Annotated in this window: 13 protein-coding genes and 1 riboswitch; of the genes, 2 read left to right on the top strand and 11 right to left on the bottom strand. The window is 42.7% G+C overall.

The genetic code is table 11. The features are described 5' to 3' along the window. Position 1: 1 nt before the first annotated feature. A complete protein-coding gene (gene glmM / locus EXE30_RS00660; RefSeq protein WP_130160767.1) occupies positions 2–1,339 on the bottom strand; it encodes a phosphoglucosamine mutase in 1,338 nt (445 codons plus the stop codon). A 126-nt stretch (positions 1,340–1,465) separates the two neighbouring features. After that, complete coding sequence (gene guaB / locus EXE30_RS00655; protein WP_121929022.1) at positions 1,466–2,932, bottom strand: IMP dehydrogenase; 1,467 nt, start codon at positions 2,930–2,932, stop codon at positions 1,466–1,468. A 283-nt stretch (positions 2,933–3,215) separates the two neighbouring features. Here guaB and EXE30_RS00650 point away from each other — a divergent pair, with 283 nt between their 5' ends. Beyond that, on the top strand, positions 3,216–5,375 hold the full coding sequence (locus tag EXE30_RS00650) for a TonB-dependent siderophore receptor (protein ID WP_130160766.1): 2,160 nt from the start codon (positions 3,216–3,218) through the stop codon (positions 5,373–5,375). Positions 5,376–5,989: 614 nt separating this feature from the next. On the opposite strand, the gene EXE30_RS00645 is transcribed toward EXE30_RS00650, so the two are convergent. From EXE30_RS00645 to EXE30_RS00620, 5 genes are all read right to left on the bottom strand, one after another. Further along, positions 5,990–6,565, bottom strand: a complete 576-nt coding sequence (locus EXE30_RS00645) for a TMEM165/GDT1 family protein (protein WP_004673431.1) — start codon at positions 6,563–6,565, stop codon at positions 5,990–5,992. Between the two features lie 84 nt (positions 6,566–6,649). Next, positions 6,650–6,791: riboswitch (yybP-ykoY riboswitch) on the bottom strand. A gap of 40 nt (positions 6,792–6,831) precedes the next feature. Beyond that, a complete protein-coding gene (locus tag EXE30_RS00635; RefSeq protein WP_130160765.1) occupies positions 6,832–7,113 on the bottom strand; it encodes a hypothetical protein in 282 nt (93 codons plus the stop codon). Between the two features lie 134 nt (positions 7,114–7,247). Beyond that, positions 7,248–9,194 (bottom strand): 2-oxo acid dehydrogenase subunit E2, encoded by a 1,947-nt coding sequence (locus EXE30_RS00630; RefSeq protein WP_130160764.1) that lies wholly within the window; start codon positions 9,192–9,194, stop codon positions 7,248–7,250. Between the two features lie 2 nt (positions 9,195–9,196). Further along, complete coding sequence (gene aceE / locus EXE30_RS00625) at positions 9,197–11,914, bottom strand: pyruvate dehydrogenase (acetyl-transferring), homodimeric type (protein WP_130160763.1); 2,718 nt, start codon at positions 11,912–11,914, stop codon at positions 9,197–9,199. A gap of 206 nt (positions 11,915–12,120) precedes the next feature. Beyond that, a complete protein-coding gene (locus tag EXE30_RS00620) occupies positions 12,121–12,807 on the bottom strand; it encodes a M23 family metallopeptidase (RefSeq protein ID WP_130160762.1) in 687 nt (228 codons plus the stop codon). A 106-nt stretch (positions 12,808–12,913) separates the two neighbouring features. Between EXE30_RS00620 and EXE30_RS00615 the strand changes: the two genes are divergently transcribed. Beyond that, positions 12,914–13,354, top strand: coding sequence for a DUF721 domain-containing protein (locus EXE30_RS00615; RefSeq protein ID WP_130160761.1), 441 nt, complete (start codon positions 12,914–12,916; stop codon positions 13,352–13,354). 97 nt (positions 13,355–13,451) lie between these two features. Here EXE30_RS00615 and lpxC read toward each other — a convergent pair whose 3' ends face one another. The 4 genes from lpxC to EXE30_RS00595 form a co-directional block, all read right to left on the bottom strand. Beyond that, positions 13,452–14,354 (bottom strand): UDP-3-O-acyl-N-acetylglucosamine deacetylase, encoded by a 903-nt coding sequence (gene lpxC, locus EXE30_RS00610; RefSeq protein WP_130160760.1) that lies wholly within the window; start codon positions 14,352–14,354, stop codon positions 13,452–13,454. Positions 14,355–14,557: 203 nt separating this feature from the next. After that, positions 14,558–15,733 carry a cell division protein FtsZ gene (gene ftsZ / locus EXE30_RS00605; RefSeq protein ID WP_130160759.1) on the bottom strand — a complete coding sequence of 392 codons (1,176 nt, stop codon included), beginning with the start codon at positions 15,731–15,733 and terminating at the stop codon, positions 14,558–14,560. 224 nt (positions 15,734–15,957) lie between these two features. Continuing rightward, complete coding sequence (gene ftsA / locus EXE30_RS00600; protein WP_130160758.1) at positions 15,958–17,220, bottom strand: cell division protein FtsA; 1,263 nt, start codon at positions 17,218–17,220, stop codon at positions 15,958–15,960. 63 nt (positions 17,221–17,283) lie between these two features. Further along, the gene (locus EXE30_RS00595) at positions 17,284–18,141 is read right to left on the bottom strand and encodes a cell division protein FtsQ/DivIB (RefSeq protein WP_130160757.1); all 858 of its coding nucleotides are present in this window, start codon (positions 18,139–18,141) and stop codon (positions 17,284–17,286) included. Between the last annotated feature and the right edge of the window lie 2 nt (positions 18,142–18,143).

Here is an 18,143-nt window from a genome sequence, read left to right as displayed (position 1 = left end):
GCTATGCAACTTGGGCTTGAGCGCGTACTGCATCAGCCAATTGATGCGCTAAAGTTTCAACTTCTTGTTGTTGATCACCTTCAACCATCACCCGAATCACTGGCTCAGTTCCTGATTTACGAATCAAAAGTCGCCCACGCCCCTTCAATTGTTGTTCAGCTTTTTCAAATTCAGCAACTAAAGCAGGAATCGAGTATGGATCAATCATCTGCTGCAAACGCACGTTGACCAGTATTTGTGGGAATAAGTCAAAACCTTCGACCAACTCATGTAAAGCTTTGCCTTGTTCGACCATCACTGTTAACACTTGCAATGCTGCGATAATTGCATCACCAGTGGTGCTCTTATCCAGTGTCAGAATATGACCTGATGGCTCACCGCCAATCACCCAGTCATTTTCTTCAAGCGCTTGTAAAACATAACGATCACCTACACTCGCACGCACAAAACCGACATTGGCTTTTTGCAATGCCAACTCAAGTGCCATGTTGCTCATCACTGTTCCAACCACCCCTGTAGGCTTATTTTTCGCCTGTGTCGCTAGGATATATAGAATATGATCACCATCAATCAATTGACCATTTTTATCTACCATCACGACGCGGTCGGCATCACCATCAAAAGCAATACCTAGATCGGCGTTATGTTCAACAACTGCTTTCTGTAAATGTTCAGGATGAGTAGAACCACAATTTTCATTGATATTTAGACCATCTGGTTCGTTATACATCGAGATCACTTTAGCACCCAACTCACGGAATACTGAAGGTCCTACGCTATAAGCAGCGCCATTGGCACAATCCACCACAATTTTTAAATTACGCAAATCAAAATGGTATGGGAAGGTCGACTTACAAAATTCGATATAACGTCCATTGGCATCTTTTACCCGAACGCTTTTGCCTAAACTCGCATTGTCCTCAATTTGAAGATCATTTTCTAATTCTTGGTTAATTTGTTCTTGCAACGCATCGGGAAGCTTTTTACCCTCACTCGAGAAGAACTTAATGCCATTGTCATAATAAGGGTTGTGGGATGCTGAAATCACAATCCCAGCATGGGCATGTAGTGCACGGGTTAAATGAGCGATGGCTGGCGTCGGTAATGGACCTAATAGATGTACATATACACCTGCTGCATTAAGACCTGCTTGTAGAGCCGCCTCTAAAATATAACCGGATAAGCGTGTATCTTTCCCCAAAACAACAATTGGCTTATTTTTCGGACTGGTGCGTTTTAATACTTTTCCAGCTGCAAAACCTAGTTTCAATGCAAATTCAGGAGTAATTGGCATTTCTCCAAATTTGCCACGAATTCCATCAGTACCAAAATAACTCATTATTTACTCACTTTCTTATCTTTTATATGGATTGTAACCATATCTTTTTCATGTTATTCACTTTACACCAAAACAAAAAAACCGTCAGTGAACTGACGGTTTTTCAATCTAAACAGTTACCAAAAATCAACCAATACGATAGTTGGGTGCTTCTTTGGTAATCGTCACGTCATGCACATGTGATTCTTGCATACCCGCAGAGGTGATCTTCACAAATTTAGCATTTTCAGCCATTGCTTCGATATCTGCTGAACCGGTATAGCCCATAGATGAACGTAAACCACCCATCATTTGATGTACAATCGCACTCATTGGGCCTTTATAAGGTACTCGACCTTCAATACCTTCAGGAACGAGCTTCTCTACCCCTGCTTTGGCATCTTGGAAATAACGGTCAGATGAACCTGAAGCACCAGACATCGCTCCTAAAGAACCCATACCACGATAGGCTTTATAGTAACGTCCTTGGAAAAATTCAACCTCACCCGGCGCTTCTTCAGTACCCGCCATGAGTGAACCTACCATGATCGTGCTTGCACCTGCTGCAATCGCTTTCGCCATATCGCCTGAGTAACGAATACCACCATCAGCAATCAAAGGAATCTGACCTTTCAAAGCACTCGCAACATTATCAATCGCAGACATTTGAGGAACGCCAATCCCTGCAACGATACGTGTGGTACAGATTGAACCTGGGCCTATACCGACTTTCACAGCATCTGCACCCGCATCGAGTAATGCCAATGCTGCATCACCAGTGGCAATATTACCGCCAATCACTTGAACTTGTGGGAAGTTTTGTTTAACCCAACGCACACGTTCAATCACACCAGCAGAATGACCATGTGCCGTATCTACGACAATCACATCCACACCAGCTTCAACCAACGCTTCTACACGTGCAGGTGTTTCCGCACCCGTACCAACTGCAGCGCCCACGCGTAAACGACCGAGTTCGTCTTTACAGCTATTTGGATAAAGCTCAGCTTTACGGAAGTCAGTAACTGTGATTAAACCTTTCAGTGCATTGTTTTCATCAACCACCAATACTTTTTCAATACGGTGTTTTTGAAGAAGTGCTTGAATATTTTCTTTCGATTCGCTTTCAAGAACGGTAACTAAGCGGTCTTGACCTGTCATGATGTTGCTTACAGGTTGCTCAAGATTGGTTTCAAAACGTGTATCACGCCCTGTCACGATCCCAACCACTTTGCCATCTTTCACCACTGGCACGCCACTAATGTTATTGGCTTGAGTAATCGCAATCAATTCACGAACAGTGGTTTCAGGCGTAACGGTGATTGGATCTTTCACCATCCCCGCTTCAAATTTTTTCACACGGCGTACTTCAGCGGCTTGTGCTGCAATATCCATGTTTTTGTGCAAAATACCAATACCACCATTCTGCGCCATCGCAATCGCCATACGTGACTCAGTCACTGTATCCATTGCAGCCGAAACGAGAGGGATATTAAGTTGAATTCCGCGAGTTAAACGTGTCTTTAGAGAGACATCTTTTGGGAGAACAGTTGAGTAGGCAGGAAGTAATAAGACATCATCGAAGGTTAACGCTTCTTGAACGATGGTCAGCATAACAATCTCACTGGTAATTTCCGTGAGCTATTATAAACAAATTTCGCTGTATTTTTCATTTTCTATGATGAAATAATTTCTACCTGACCATTTCTTTTCTATTTCACCCATGCTTCACACTGCCATTTTTACCACAACCACAGATTTTCGATGATTTTTTTAGACAACACTTCCATCACTCAGTTTAAAAATAAATATTTTGGACATTTTAAAAAAGCTCTTTTTTAAATACAATAATTCTCATTATCAAATCCGACTTCTGCTTGTCTAGGCTGACTCACTTATGCGACTATCGCAACGACTCCCATATTCACCTACCCTCTTAACGCTTGCTGTTCTGACCCTTATGACCACAAGTCATGCAGCAACTGCGACTCCCCAAAGTAGCGAATCAACCAATATCCTGCCCACAATCGAAATTCAGGCAGAACAAGAGCCTACATCAAGTTACGTGGCCACCAAAGCCAGCTCACTGTTAAAGTCAAATGACCCTTTATTTAAAACAGCTCAATCCGTTAGTGTGATTACCCAAGAACAATTAGAACAGAAACAGGCCTCTACGCTAGCCGAAGCCATCAATGGGGTTGCAGGTGTGGTATCAGGACAACTTGGACGACGTGGCTGGGATGATTTTATTATTCGCGGGCAAAACTCATCCGATCAGGTGTTTATTGATGGATTACGCCAAGGGCAAAGCACTTTCGTTGCCACCGAAATTTCAGGCATGGATCAAGTCCAAGTTTTAAAAGGCCCTGCATCGGTCAATTTTGGTTTGGTACAACCCGGTGGCATGGTCAATATGGTGACCAAGCGGCCCCAAGCAGAAAGTTTCTATCGCGGCACATTGACCTATGGCTCAAATCAACTCAAACAAGGCACATTTGATCTCAACTACAGCCCGAATAATAGTGATAAAGGTGCTTTTCGTTTAAATGGACGTATTGCTGATCAAAACGATCCCACCGACTTTGTTTATTTCAAGAACGACTATATTTCACCATCTTATAATTTTGATCTCGGTGAAAATACGAATTTATCGGTGATTGCCAGTTACCAACATCGTGAATATCTGCGCCAACAAGGTTTACCCATTTTAGGAACGTTGTTGGACAATCCAAATGGTTCATTAAACAGCAAATTATTTATCAGTGAACCGTCACATGGTGCTTACAATGCAGATGTGTATCGGGCAGGTTATAATTTCGCTCATAAGTTTGAGAACGAATGGCAGTTCAAGCAAAATTTTGCCGTACAAAAAACCGAAATGCTAGGTCCAGCAGTGTTTGCAGCAACAGGTAAAAACTTTTGGGCGAAAGATAAAGATGGAAAAATTGATTACACCACGATTCAGCGCCAAGGGCGCTACCAAGACGTGGATAATCTAAACTTTGCGATCGACAATCAGCTACAGAAAACCTTTAAACTTGCCAATATGGCGCATGAATTGACTGTTGGTGTCGATGCCATGCAAGAAAAAAGTGATTACATCAATAATCGCTGTACAGTCGGCAATTTGAATGTATATGAACCGCAATATGATACCACCGTGGTTTGCCCTGAAACGCCAACGAACCATGATATCAATCGTCTCAGATATACTGGCTTATACCTACGTGATCGAATCCAACTCAATGATCAGTTGGTTTTAAATCTTGCTGGACGTCATGATTGGGCAGAAACCAGCAATACCAATTTGATCAAAAATACTGAAACAACACAATCTGACAATGCCTTTACCGGCAATGCCTCCCTCCTGTATAGCATTAACGATATCGTTGCACCTTATGTCAGTTACGCAACATCCTTCTTGCCCACAACAGGAACTGATTTTTATGACAATGCCTTTAAGCCAGAGAAAGGAAAACAAATCGAAGTCGGTTTAAAACTGCAAAGTCCCGACCAACATATTCAAGGCAGCATTGCATGGTTTGATTTACGCCGCCAAAATGTTTCTGTTACCGACCCAATAAATAGTGGTTTTAAAGTACAACGTGGCGAACAAATGACACGTGGGGTCGAAACTGAAATCGCCGCCCAGCTCTTTAATCAGCTCAAAATCACAGCGGCTTATACCTACACGCCTGACGCTGAAACCAGCAAAGATACCGTAGCCGATAACATTGGATTGCGAATCGATAATATTCCCAAACACAGCTACAGCCTTTCTTCCCGTTATCGTTTTGAACAGAATTCCAATATAGGCTGGTATGTGGGTGCTGGCTTTCGAGGTGAAACGAAGAAAAGCGTCAATGGGTTAGCTGTCGACATCCCAAGCTATACATTATTTGATACAGAAGCAGGTTATGATGCCGAACACTGGGGTGCTCAGCTTGCCATTCGTAATTTATTTGATAAGGATTATTATGCAGGCGCACTCAATGAGAATCTAATTACCTTAGGCAATCCACGTCAAATTAACTTTACAGTGAAGTTTAACTATTAATCGGATAGAGTCCCCCTTTATCAAAGAGAGGGGACTCAAAAATTGTAACTTGTTCTGAACAAGTGAGTATGTATAACCTGAGTCCGACATAAGGCTAATTCAATAACGAAGTGCAACAAATTTCAGTGTGGTTTTCATTTTCTATGATGAAAATAATTTTAATACTGTCCCTTAGAAATATAAGTACAGGCTATAGAGGTGTTAGGTCGTAAAACTGTCAAAAAAATATCATTGCTTAAATAACTATATTGTATTGTCCATGTTAGATTTCTTGTATCTCGATCCGCCTCCGTAAGCTTATAAATATCTGAGCAACCCCTTACAGGTTCGCCATAATATTTCCATTTCGTATACATTAAATAATCATGCGATGTTCGGAACAAAATCGTCACCGCACCTAAAATGACAAAACCCAAAATCGTTCCAATCAAAATTTGATAAAAATAGCGTTTCTCATTTTTTTTATTCACAGGCTCAATCATCATTATCCTTGATCGCTGAAATTCTAAAAAAGTTAGGTTTAAATGCAAAAGATTTGTAAGGTCTTTATCCGCATAAAACCTTAAAAACTCACGTGATACACACGTGAGCGTTGCTCTTTCTCATGTTAAACATTACAAGAAATAATGCTGAACCAAAGCCGATAGACCAATAATTAAGAAAATCGCAGCACCAATCTTATGAATCAAAGCAATCGGCAAACGTTCAGCCAATTTATTACCAATAAATACCGCCGGTGCATTGGCAATCATCATGCCTAAGGTTGTGCCGAGCGTGACCCAAAAAATACTGTCAAAACGAGCCGCCAATGCGACCGTTGCAATTTGGGTTTTATCGCCGATTTCTGCCAAGAAAAATAAGATAAACGTTGCACCAAACACACCAAATTTTTGCCATTTATTGATATTTTCAGTTTCATCACCCAATTCATCTGGAATCAACATCCAAATCGCCATCCCAATGAAACCCAAGGCAAGAATCCACAATAAGATTTCAGGACTCAGTACGGTGGTGATCCATTGCCCAAGGACAGCCGATAAACCATGATTAATCAATGTCGCCAATAATATGGCAATCAGAATCGGAATCGGTTTACGAAAACGTGCGGCAAGCAATAAAGCCAGAAGTTGAGTTTTATCGCCCATTTCTGCAAGGGCAACGATAGAAGTCGAGATGAGAAATTCATACATTGTTGAATGCTCTGGCTAGCAAAATATACCGATGACCTATCCCTCCTGCTAGCCAAAATCAAATAGATTGATTGCAGAGTGATAAATCAAAGGTCTTGCCAACAAAAGCACAGCTAAAAAGCTGTTTTTGGTTCTTTGCTATGATGACCATGTTCTGTTGAACAATTATGTTGATCATCACCTCTTTACTTTGCGTAAAGAGCGGCTACTCCCCAATGAAGTGGTTTTATTCTAACAAATCCATATCCTATTTAAAATCTCTAAATTTAGATTTTTTGATACCACCACAGTACACATCTAAAAAGCCCCAATAGGCATGCAAAAACGACATTGCCGCCAATAATCCCCATACTTCCCCAACCGCTGGTGCTGCCCGCATGCTGCGCTTGATATTCCATTGTCATCGCCACGGTCGCAAGCAACACCTCCAAGCCCATTACGGCATAGATGATCCATTCCCATGGAAAGTGTAAGTAACTCACCCACAATCCCATCAGCACAAAAACAATCAACACGAGCGGTAACATCACTTTATAAATCGCGAACATCTCTACCTCTAGTTTAAGCGTATTGAATTCTGATGATTCATTCTAAATAAAACAGCGCTCAAAGAAAGTCTGTTATTTTAAATTTCCCAAAAAAGAAAACCCCGCATAAGCGAGGTTCTCTATATTCAAATTATTTACAGCAATAAACTGCGAATATCTTTTAATAACTTAGTGAGCTTATTACTAAAACGTGCCGCATCTGCACCATTAATCACACGATGATCATAAGATAATGATAGTGGCAGCATTAGTCGCGGATCAAAGTCTTTGCCATTCCAGACTGGTTGCATAGTTGCAGGTGAAATACCCAAAATTGCAACTTGAGGCCAGTTGACCAGTGGTGTAAACGCCGTACCGCCAATTGAACCTAAGCTGGTAATAGTAAAGTTCGCACCTTGCAAATCTTTCGGTGACAACTTACGATCACGCGCTTTTTGGCTCAGCTCAGCCAATTCAGTGGCAATTTGCTTAATCGATTTCTGGTCAGGATTGCGCAATACAGGAACGGTTAATCCATCTGGCGTTGCAACCGCAATACCCATATGAATTTCATTACGTAATAGCACGGATTTTTGATCATCCGCCAAGTGTCCAGCAAAATAAGGCTCTTCTTTCAGCAAGTGAGCAACCGCTTTGGCAATAAATGCCAAGATGGTTAAGCTAATCCCTTGCTTTTTAAAACCTTCTTTGAGTTCACCACGCCACGCTTCTAACTCAGTAATATCCGCTAAATCAAACTGCGTGACTTGAGGAATAAAGTTATTCAATGACAACTGCGGAACAGAAACTTGCTGCAAGCGCGTCATCGCTTTAACTTCACCGCCACCGAAGGCACTAAAGTCTGGTAAAGCTGGTAAACCAGAAGCCGCTGGTGCAGCTTGAGTTGTTGGACTTGCTGGTGCTGTAGTCAATCGAGTTTTTACATATGCAAAAACATCGTCTTTCATCACACGACCATGCTCACCCGAAGCTTTGACTTGCCCAAGTACCACACCCAATTCCCGTGCCAACTTACGCACCGCTGGGCCAGCATACACTTTGGCGTTGTCGGCCTCTTGTTGCTTGCTCAGCTTCTCTGGTTGCGCTGGAGCTGACTGCGTTTGAGCCGCCACTGGTTGTGGTTTAGTTGCTGGACTACGTACTTCTTCAGCTGGAGACGCTTTCGGTGCTTTGGCAGTGGCTGGAACAGCCTCGCCACTCACTTCAATACTTGCCAACGGCATCCCTTGGCGCACATCTTGATTCAATGACACATGAATGGCTTTCACGATGCCTGCTGATGAACTTGGTACTTCCACTGAGGCTTTATCTGACTCAACCACGCATAGACTTTGTTGTGCTTCTACACGATCACCGACATTGACCAAAATTTCAGAAACAACTGCCTTATCTACACCAAGATCAGGCACTGTGATTTCAACTTCACCTGTTGTGGTACTGGTTGAGGCAGGTGCTTCGGCTTCAGCAGGTTCAGCTTGCGGTGCTGACGCAGTTTCAGTGGTTGTTGTTTTGACTTGAATCAATACAACACCCTCTTTAACACTGTCGCCTTCTTTAATCTGAATCGACTCAACCACACCAGCGACCGAGCTTGGCACTTCTACTGTGGCTTTGTCTGACTCAACCACCACGATGCTTTGCTCAGTTTCAATCTGATCACCAACTTTGACCAAAATCTCTGCAACCAATGCTTTTTCAACACCAATGTCAGGCACTTTCACATCAACCACTTGCGTCGCATTCGCTGTTTTAGCCGCCACTGGTGCTGGTTGGTCTTCAGTTTTCTCAGCTTTTACTTCCGCTTTCTGACTTTCTGCTTTAGGTGCTTCAGTCGTGGTCGCTTCTGACGCTTGAGCTTGCTCTTCAAGCTCAATCAGAGCCACGCCTTCTGTGACTTCATCACCTTGTTTTACCAAAATGCTTTTAACGACCCCTGCTGCAGTGCTGGGTACTTCAACTGTTGCTTTATCTGATTCTAGAACCAAAAGGCTATCCTCAACTGCAACGTGATCACCCACTTTTACCAAAATCTCTGCGACAAGAGCCTTATCTACGCCAATATCAGGTGCTTGGATTTGCATGATTAATTCCCCTCACCCGCTTGATTTTCAGTGTATTCAGCCACGGCTTGAACTTGTGGATGCGCTTGTGGAGCCCAAGCCACTGGACGATCAGTATCTAATTCAAAGTTAGAAATTGCATCTTTAACCAAACGTGCATCTACTTCACCTTCGTCAGCTAATTTTTTCAAAGTCGCAACAACGATATGCGCAGCATCAACACCAAAGAAACTACGTAAGTTCGCACGTGTATCTGAACGGCCGTAACCATCTGTACCTAATGCAACAAATGGACGACCATCAGGAAGATATGCACGGATTTGTTCGCTGTACGCACGCATATGGTCTGTAGCAGAAACGACGATACCTTCTGTACCACGTAATTGTTTAGATACCCAAGATTCTTTCACTTCTTCAGCAAGCGGGTGTAAGCGGTTGTATTCTTCACATGCCATGCCATCACGTGACAACTCATTGAAGCTCGTTACACTCCAAACGTTTGAGTGGATTTGGTATTCATCACGTAAGATTTTCGCAGCTTTAATCACTTCACGAAGAATTACACCTGAACCAAGTAATTGGACAGTTGCTTTTTCATCTTTTTCGAACAAGTACATACCACGTTTAATGCCTTCCTCAGCGCCTTCTGGCATTGCAGGATGCTCATAGTTTTCGTTCATTACCGTGAGGTAATAGAACACGCGCTCTTGGTTCACATACATACGTTGTAAACCGTCGTGTACGATCACGGCCAATTCATAACCAAAGCATGGATCATAAGATACACAGTTTGGAATTGTGTTCGCCAAGATATGTGAATGACCATCTTGGTGCTGTAAACCTTCACCGTTCAATGTGGTACGGCCAGCAGTAGCACCGAGTAAGAAACCTTGTGCCTGTGCATCACCTGCCGCCCATGCAATGTCACCAATACGTTGGAAACCAAACATTGAGTAGTACATGTACATTGGAATCATCGGCAAGTTGTTGGTTGAATAACTGGTACCTAACGCCGCCCATGCACTCATCGCACCAGCTTCATTAATTCCTTCTTGAAGCATGTGGCCGTCACTTGCTTCACGGTAATGCATTAACTGCTCTTGGTCTTCTGGGGTATATTTTTGACCGTGAGCGGCATAAATACCGAGCTGACGGAACATGCCTTCTAAACCAAAAGTACGTGCTTCATCTGGAACGATTGGTACTACGCGGTCTTTAATTGCTTTTTCTTTCAGTAAGGCAGAAATTAAACGCACCATCAACATCGTGGTCGATTGTTCTTTACCACCTGAACCATTTAATACAGCATCAAATACAGACAACTCAGGAATCGCTAAAGTTTCACTCTCACGACGACGTGCAGGTAGGTAACCACCTAATGCTTCACGACGCGCCTTCATATACTTCATTTCTGGAGAGTTTTCACTTGGGCGATAGAATGGGAGCTCTTCTAACTTATCATCTGTAAATGGCAGGTTAAAACGGTCACGTACATATTTCAAAGAGTCGACCTGCATTTTTTTGATTTGATGAGTTTTGTTCACCGCTTCAATTTCCTCAGACAAACCGTAACCTTTGACAGTTTTCGCAAGAATAACTGTTGGTTGACCTTTGGCTTTCATTGCTTCTGCATAGGCAGCAAAAACTTTATACGGGTCATGACCACCACGGTTAAGATTATCGATGTCTTCATCGCTTAAATCTTTTACAAGTTCCGCAGCTTCTGGGTACTTGCCAAAGAATTTCTCACGTGTATATGCACCACCTTTCACTTGATAGCGCTGGTACTCACCATCAACTGTTTCTTCCATTACCGCTTTTAAAGCGCCTGAATTATCTTGAGCCAGTAGAGGATCCCAATGACGGCCCCACACCACTTTAATCACACGCCAGCCCGCACCACGGAATAAAGATTCTAATTCTTGAATAATTTTACCGTTACCACGTACAGGACCATCGAGGCGCTGTAAGTTACAGTTCACGACCCAAATTAGGTTATCAAGCTTTTCACGACCAGCAAGTGAAATTGCACCCGTACTTTCTGGCTCATCCATCTCACCATCGCCAAGATATGCCCAGACTTTACGATCTTCTTCTTTGATTAAGCCACGATTCATCAAATATTTTTGAATGTGTGCCTGATAAATCGACATGATTGGACCAAGACCCATTGATACTGTTGGGAATTGCCAATAGTCCGGCATTAAATACGGATGTGGATAGCTTGGTAAACCGTTACCCCCCACTTCACGGCGGAAATTACTTAACTGTTCTTCAGTTAAACGTCCTTCAAGGAATGAACGTGCATAAATACCAGGAGCACAGTGTCCTTGGTAATAAATCATATCTCCGCCAAAGTTATTGCTGTTTGCGCGGAAGAAATGGTTAAAACCTACGTCATATAATGTTGCACTTGATGCGAAGCTCGCCAAGTGTCCACCTAAATCATCACCTGTTTTATTCGCACGAAGTACCATTGCTAAGGCATTCCAACGAATCAATGCACGAATACGGCGTTCCATATCTTGGTCGCCGGGCATCGCAGGTTGTTCTTCAACTGAAATCGTATTGAGATAAGGTGTATTTAAGCGTTGAATCGGAACATGTTTCGCAATCGCCCGTTGATAAAGCTTTTCCAGTAAGAAAGCAGCGCGCTCCGTGCCCATGTGCTGTAATACTGAATCAAAAGCATCTTGCCATTCTTGGGTTTCCTGCGCGTCAGAGTCGCCATAAAACGCCATATAATTCACCTTTTCCCTTAAGTTATATTGTTGTTGCTATATTTATCATGTTTTGGCTTCATAAAGGTATTGCCCTAAATGAATACAAAAGCACTTAATATTTTTTTCCTAAATAGTCATTGACCCAAATCAAACATAAAACATAAAAAATCGCCAATAAAGACGATTTTTTTTAAATATTGATATACAAGTGTTAACAAATTACATTAAGGCAACATTGCAAGGTAAGTTGAAGGGTTTTTACGTTGACCATCTTTCACAACTTCAAAATGTAAATGCGGTCCAGTACAACGACCTGTACACCCAACATTGGCAATATGCTGACCAGCACCTACACGTTCACCTGCATTCACCATCAAGCGTGATGCATGTGCATAACGCGTGACATAACCGCTGCCATGATCAATTTCAACGTATTGACCATAACCTGTACCCCAACCCGCTTTTGTCACTACACCAGGACCTGTTGCATAAATGGGTGTGCCTGATGGTGCTGCAATATCAACACCAGAATGGTGACGGGTCGAACCTAATAAAGTACGATTGCCCCAAGTGGAACTTACTCGACCTTCTTGTAGCGGGTGACTCACCAACCAAGAATGACCTGTACCCGCTGAGAATGATGATCCGCTATCTTGACGACCATATTTTTTCTCAATGGTGGCATTATTCAATTCAATGGTTTTTTCACGTAACTTAACCGATACATTGGATACAGCAGGTAAATCAATATCATCTGGGTGGGCATAAGAACCCTGAGCTAAAGTCTTTGATAACTGTTCTAAACGGTCACCGTCAGTTGCTTGATTCATATTTTGATAGTCTGCAAAAGCAACTGAAGCAGCTGAAGCAGCCAATGAAAATGCGAGTAAAATACGACGCGTATGATGCATAAAAAACCTCTTGAAACCGTCCTTAAAAAGTCCCTTTATCATCTCTTCCTTGATAACAGCTAAAATAAACGCTTAAGATGAACACACCACCTCGAAGGAAGTTGACATGTCTGAACCTAGCAACGTTTTTCAACAGAAAGGACAACGTACCAAAACTGGAAACTTAACGTTTCTGACGACGCAAGTCACACAATGGACACAACTTACGAAAATTATTCAACCTTTACTACCCCAACCAGAGCAATGGCAGGTTGTTTGTTATCAACATGGTGTTCTGATCATAACAGGTGAAAATCAAGCAATGATTAGTCAACTCAGTTATTTGCAAAGCCACTATGTTGCGCAGTTAGCTCAACTCGAAGGACTCCATGATTTACGAAAAATTCAAGTTCGTTTAAGACACAAAATGATTGTATCTAAAGAACTATCCCCCCCATCAAAGGTACTTACATCAGAGACTCAAGAGCAATTGCGTAGCGCCGCTGAATATGTGAGCGACCCTAAGCTTAGCCAAGCTTTACTACGTTTGGCAAGCAATAAAAAGTAACAGCTCAACTTAAGTGATGGAATATGCTGTTATTTTCCGTGATATGTGTCTCATTTTAATTCGTTACATTATAACATAGGCATGAAAAGACAATGACTTATGTCACACTTACATAAGGAATCGGGCAATTACTTTCGTCATCAAATGTTACAATTTCATAGCTGCTTGGATCATTTTGAACATTGCGTAATAGTTGATTATTGAGCGCATGACCTGATTTATAGCCATCAAACTTGGCGATAACCTGATGCCCGAGTAAATATAAATCCCCCACAGCATCTAAAATTTTATGTCGAACAAATTCATCTGAGAAGCGCAATCCTTCTTCATTCACAACGCCCGTATCATCCACACCAATCGCATTGTCTAAGCTTGCGCCCAATGCCAGATTATTGGCTTTTAAGTAGTCTAAATCTTTCATAAAACCAAAGGTGCGAGCTTCACTCACTTCATACACAAAGACTTCCGTTGAAAAATCAATGGTGGCGGATTGGTATTCTTTGGCAAATGCAGGGTGATCAAAATCAATGGTAAAGTTCAGCTGAAAACCTGAATGAGGTGTAAAAATCGCGCGTTTATCTTCTATTAATGCTTCAACAGGCTTTAAAATTCGAATAAATTTCTTCGGGGCATCTTGCTCAGCGAGTTCGCCTTGCATCAGCAAATAAATAAATGGCCCTGCACTTCCATCCATAATCGGAACTTCAGACGCAGACACCTCAACAATCAAATTATCAATCCCCAGTCCAGCAATCGCACTCATGACATGCTCAATAGTCCCGACTTTAATATCATCTCGAACAAGATTTGAACACATGAATGCTTCTTGAATCAGCAAAGCATCGGCGGGAATGTCCACTGGCGGATTTAAGTCGATACGGCGAAAGACAATACCTCCATCAATATGGTGTGGAACAAAATTAATCAGCACCTTTTGACCACTGTGCAGACCAATACCGCTCGCTTTCACCACACGTTTGAGAGTCCGTTGTTTCAACATGCCATGCCAACTTTATTTGCAAAAACCGCTATAAGTTAGCATATTTGGGGTCTTTTGGCACTTCATAAATGGATTGCCTTGTCAAAGAAAATCTTAATAAGAGCAGACATAAAACGTAAGCAATAGCGACATGACGGCCAATTTATTCTAAAAAATAAAAAAAGGGGTAATGAATACCCCTTTTTAACAACTCTAAAATTTGATTATTTGCGTTGCTGATTTTTCAAATAGTCTTGAATACTCATTGGAGATGAAAGCGGCGAAGAACTTGGTGCTGCACTCGCGGAAGACTCCGCATTGGCACGCTTGTTAATCGCAGGAACATCATCCTCATCAACGGCTTGCGCCCCTTGAGATGAAGCATGCGCACTGGTCGTACGTTTTTTATGATCAACCTCAGCCGAATTTCGAGTTAAACCCGTTGCAATAACGGTCACACGAAGCTCATCACGTGCATCTGGATCAAATACGGTGCCATAGAAAATCTCACCATCATCCAAATCAACAATTTGATTGACAATATCGGTAATAATTTCTGTTTCACGAAGGGTAATATCATCACCACCCGTAATATTGATCAACACGCCTTTGGCATTGATAATATTTACATTATCTAGCAACGGGCTGCGAATCGCTTGCTCAGCAGCTTGGCGTGCACGATCTTCACCACGACCTAAACCAGCACCCATCATGGCATAACCACGTGTACTCATCGCTGTTTTTAAGTCGGCAAAGTCAAGGTTAATATGACCACGATTGACCACGAGATCGAAGATACTGCGAACCGCATTTAACAATACGTCATCTGCCTTTTTATAGGCATCTTTCATTGAAATATCGCCATAAACACTGAGTAGGCGCTGGTTCGGAATGATAATTAATGAATCAACATGCGCTTCTAAAGCATCAATACCTTTTTCCGCAGATTTCTGGCGACGACGACCTTCAAAGTTGAATGGTGTGGTGACGACACCCACAGTCAAGATACCCATTTCTTTTGCAACTTCAGCCACCACTGGCGCTGCGCCGGTACCCGTACCACCACCCATGCCTGCAGTGACAAAGACCATGTCCGTGCCTTCAAGGTGTTGGCGAATCAGGTCACGACTTTCTTCCGCAGCAACCTGACCGACTTCTGGGTTTGCGCCAGCGCCTAGGCCACGGGTACTTTGCTCACCCAATTGAATCTTGAATGGTGCATTCATACAATCCAGTGCTTGCTTATCTGTATTTGCACAGACAAATTTCACACCTTGAATATCAGACTGCGCCATGTGCTGAACAGCATTACCACCACCACCACCAACGCCAAACACTGTGAAACGGGCTTGACCGTTGCCATCGTCTAGTTCATCTTCTATAAATTCAAATGAGGCCATGACCTTTAGATTTCCTAATATATTAATGGCAGTTACTTCAGCCCGTTACTGCCCTGATTTTTAAAACTACTGATGTTTAGGATGCTGTGCAATAATCACCAACTTGTCAAGTAGAGTGACCTACTATTACAACTTCCTAACAAATTTTCCTAAAAATAACTACAACTAAAGGTGTGTTTAGATTTCAATCATGCCTTGCGTTATCTGTGAAATCTCTACCAACCCTAGAATATAGCCTTTAATTTGCTATTCAATGCATTCCAGCCATTGGCAACACGATCCACAAAACTACGATCCGCTGCTTCTTCTGGTTCTTCAACCACATCTTGCAATTCACTTTGGCTAAACATCAACAGACCTGAAGCCGTGGCATACATCGAACGACGCAAAGCTGGTAAATGTTGATCGTCCGCATAGACCTGCAACGGTGGATTGCCCAAGTGTGCAGAAACACCAAGCATCCGTCGCGCCAAATTCACCATACCCTCAATTTGACAAGCATCACCCGTTAACACCACGCCATGATACAAACCATGAATCGCGCCACTATGTTGTAACTCTTCACGAATGAGTGCAAAGATCTCTTCATAACGAGCAATGATGATTTCTGCAAGCTCAATGCGACTAATGGTTTGAGGACCATCAATGCCTTGCACTTGAATCATATGATCAGGTTTCACCACACTTAGGTCAACACAACCATGCAGTATCTTGATACGCTCAGCTTCGTCTGTAGTGGTCTGTAGAACAGCGGCAATATCACGCGTTACATTTTCACCGCCACGCTGCAAAGTACGTGCTAGCGCTAGGCGTCCATCCAGGTATACCGCAATATTGGTAATACCCGCACCAATATCCACCAAACATACGCCATATTCTTTTTCATCTTTGAGCAGACTTGCTTCCGCGGTTGCTAAGCAAGAGACCACCATTTTTTCCACCCCGATATTCGCACCTTTCATCGCACGATCAAGGTTCTGCATAGTACTAATCGGCATCATCATCAATTGATAATGCCCCGTCATACTGTGCGCAGACATATTAACGGGGTTCTGTACCCATTCTGCCGAATCACCCAATTCAAATCCGAGTGGCACTGCACTTGCTAGGTAATAATCTGGGGAAACATGACTGGCTTTCGCCAACTCTAACGCCCTGACCACTTCATTTGTTGTAATAATATGATCATGGTTAGCTACAGGCGTACGACCAGACGCATAAAAACTCTGTAATTCAGTACTTGGAATAGATACCCATGCACTATGAATACGGCACTCTGCCATATCCTCAGCTTCGGATACCGCATTTTTGATTGCCGCAATGACCTTATCTAGACTGACAATCTTGCCCTTAACCATACCTCGGTTACGAGCAGATGCCATGCCAATGACTTGAATCTTGTCCGGCGCATGGATTTTACCAATTAAAACTGTGACCTTATGAGTCCCAATATCAATCGTAACAACTGAGGGAACAGTTTCACTCATTACTTGAATACCATATTTTGTTGTGTAGTACGGGCAAACTGCCTGTTGTTTTCAAGCCACGTATTATGGCTTTGCCTGAATTGCACCTGCAAGGCTTGTGTCATCAATCGTTACAACAAACTGACCGTTGACGATCTTAGGCGGTGTTGCATTTCTCCATTGAATGGCAAGGCCATTCCGATAACGCAAGTCAATCGCCGAGATTTTGGGCCATACAGGTTTAAGATCCGTTTGTGCCAAATGGCTTAAGCGTTGTAGTTTATTCATGGTTTGATCTTGATCTACAATAATACGTAAACCCGAATCAAACTGCATAAACCACGTCATACGCTCAGTTAAATACAACTCTTTTAAACGCAAATCAGCAGGCAGAAAAAGCTGATTAATTTCATTATAACGGCGCATCATCATTTTGGATTGGCTGGTGGGACCATGTAAAAGCGGTAAATTTGGATGTGCTTTTGGCACAGCTTCGCTAAATACTTCACCATTGTCACTGAGCAAACGCCCTGTTCCCCAACGCGCAATTGCATGACGCGGCATCACCCGCACACGAATTGCATTTGGCCAAGCTCGTGACACGACCACACGGTCGACCCATGAAACGTTTAATGCTTGATCTCGAATAAGCTCTAAATCCGAAGTGAAATAATTATCTTGAATAATCGGTGTTAGTTTTTGAGCTAACAGCTGGTTTTCTTGTTCTGAATTTGCGCCAACCACCTGCAATTCCGCCACTGTGGCATCAGTCATGACTTTATACAAGCCATAAATACCCAATGCCAGCATCGCGACTGCAATCACCAGCAATATCCAGCCACCCGCATTCACCATCTTTTGTTGAGGTGAAGGCGGTTTCTCATGAATAGAGCTAATCGCAGGCCGTGATTTACGACGCATAGATGCAGGGAGTTGAGCCATAA

Origin of the sequence: Acinetobacter halotolerans, from assembly GCF_004208515.1 — a bacterium.
Classification (GTDB): Bacteria; Pseudomonadota; Gammaproteobacteria; order Pseudomonadales; family Moraxellaceae; genus Acinetobacter; species Acinetobacter halotolerans.
The sequence above is the reverse complement of the archived record's forward strand: the minus strand, read 5'-3'. Positions and strand labels throughout refer to the sequence as shown.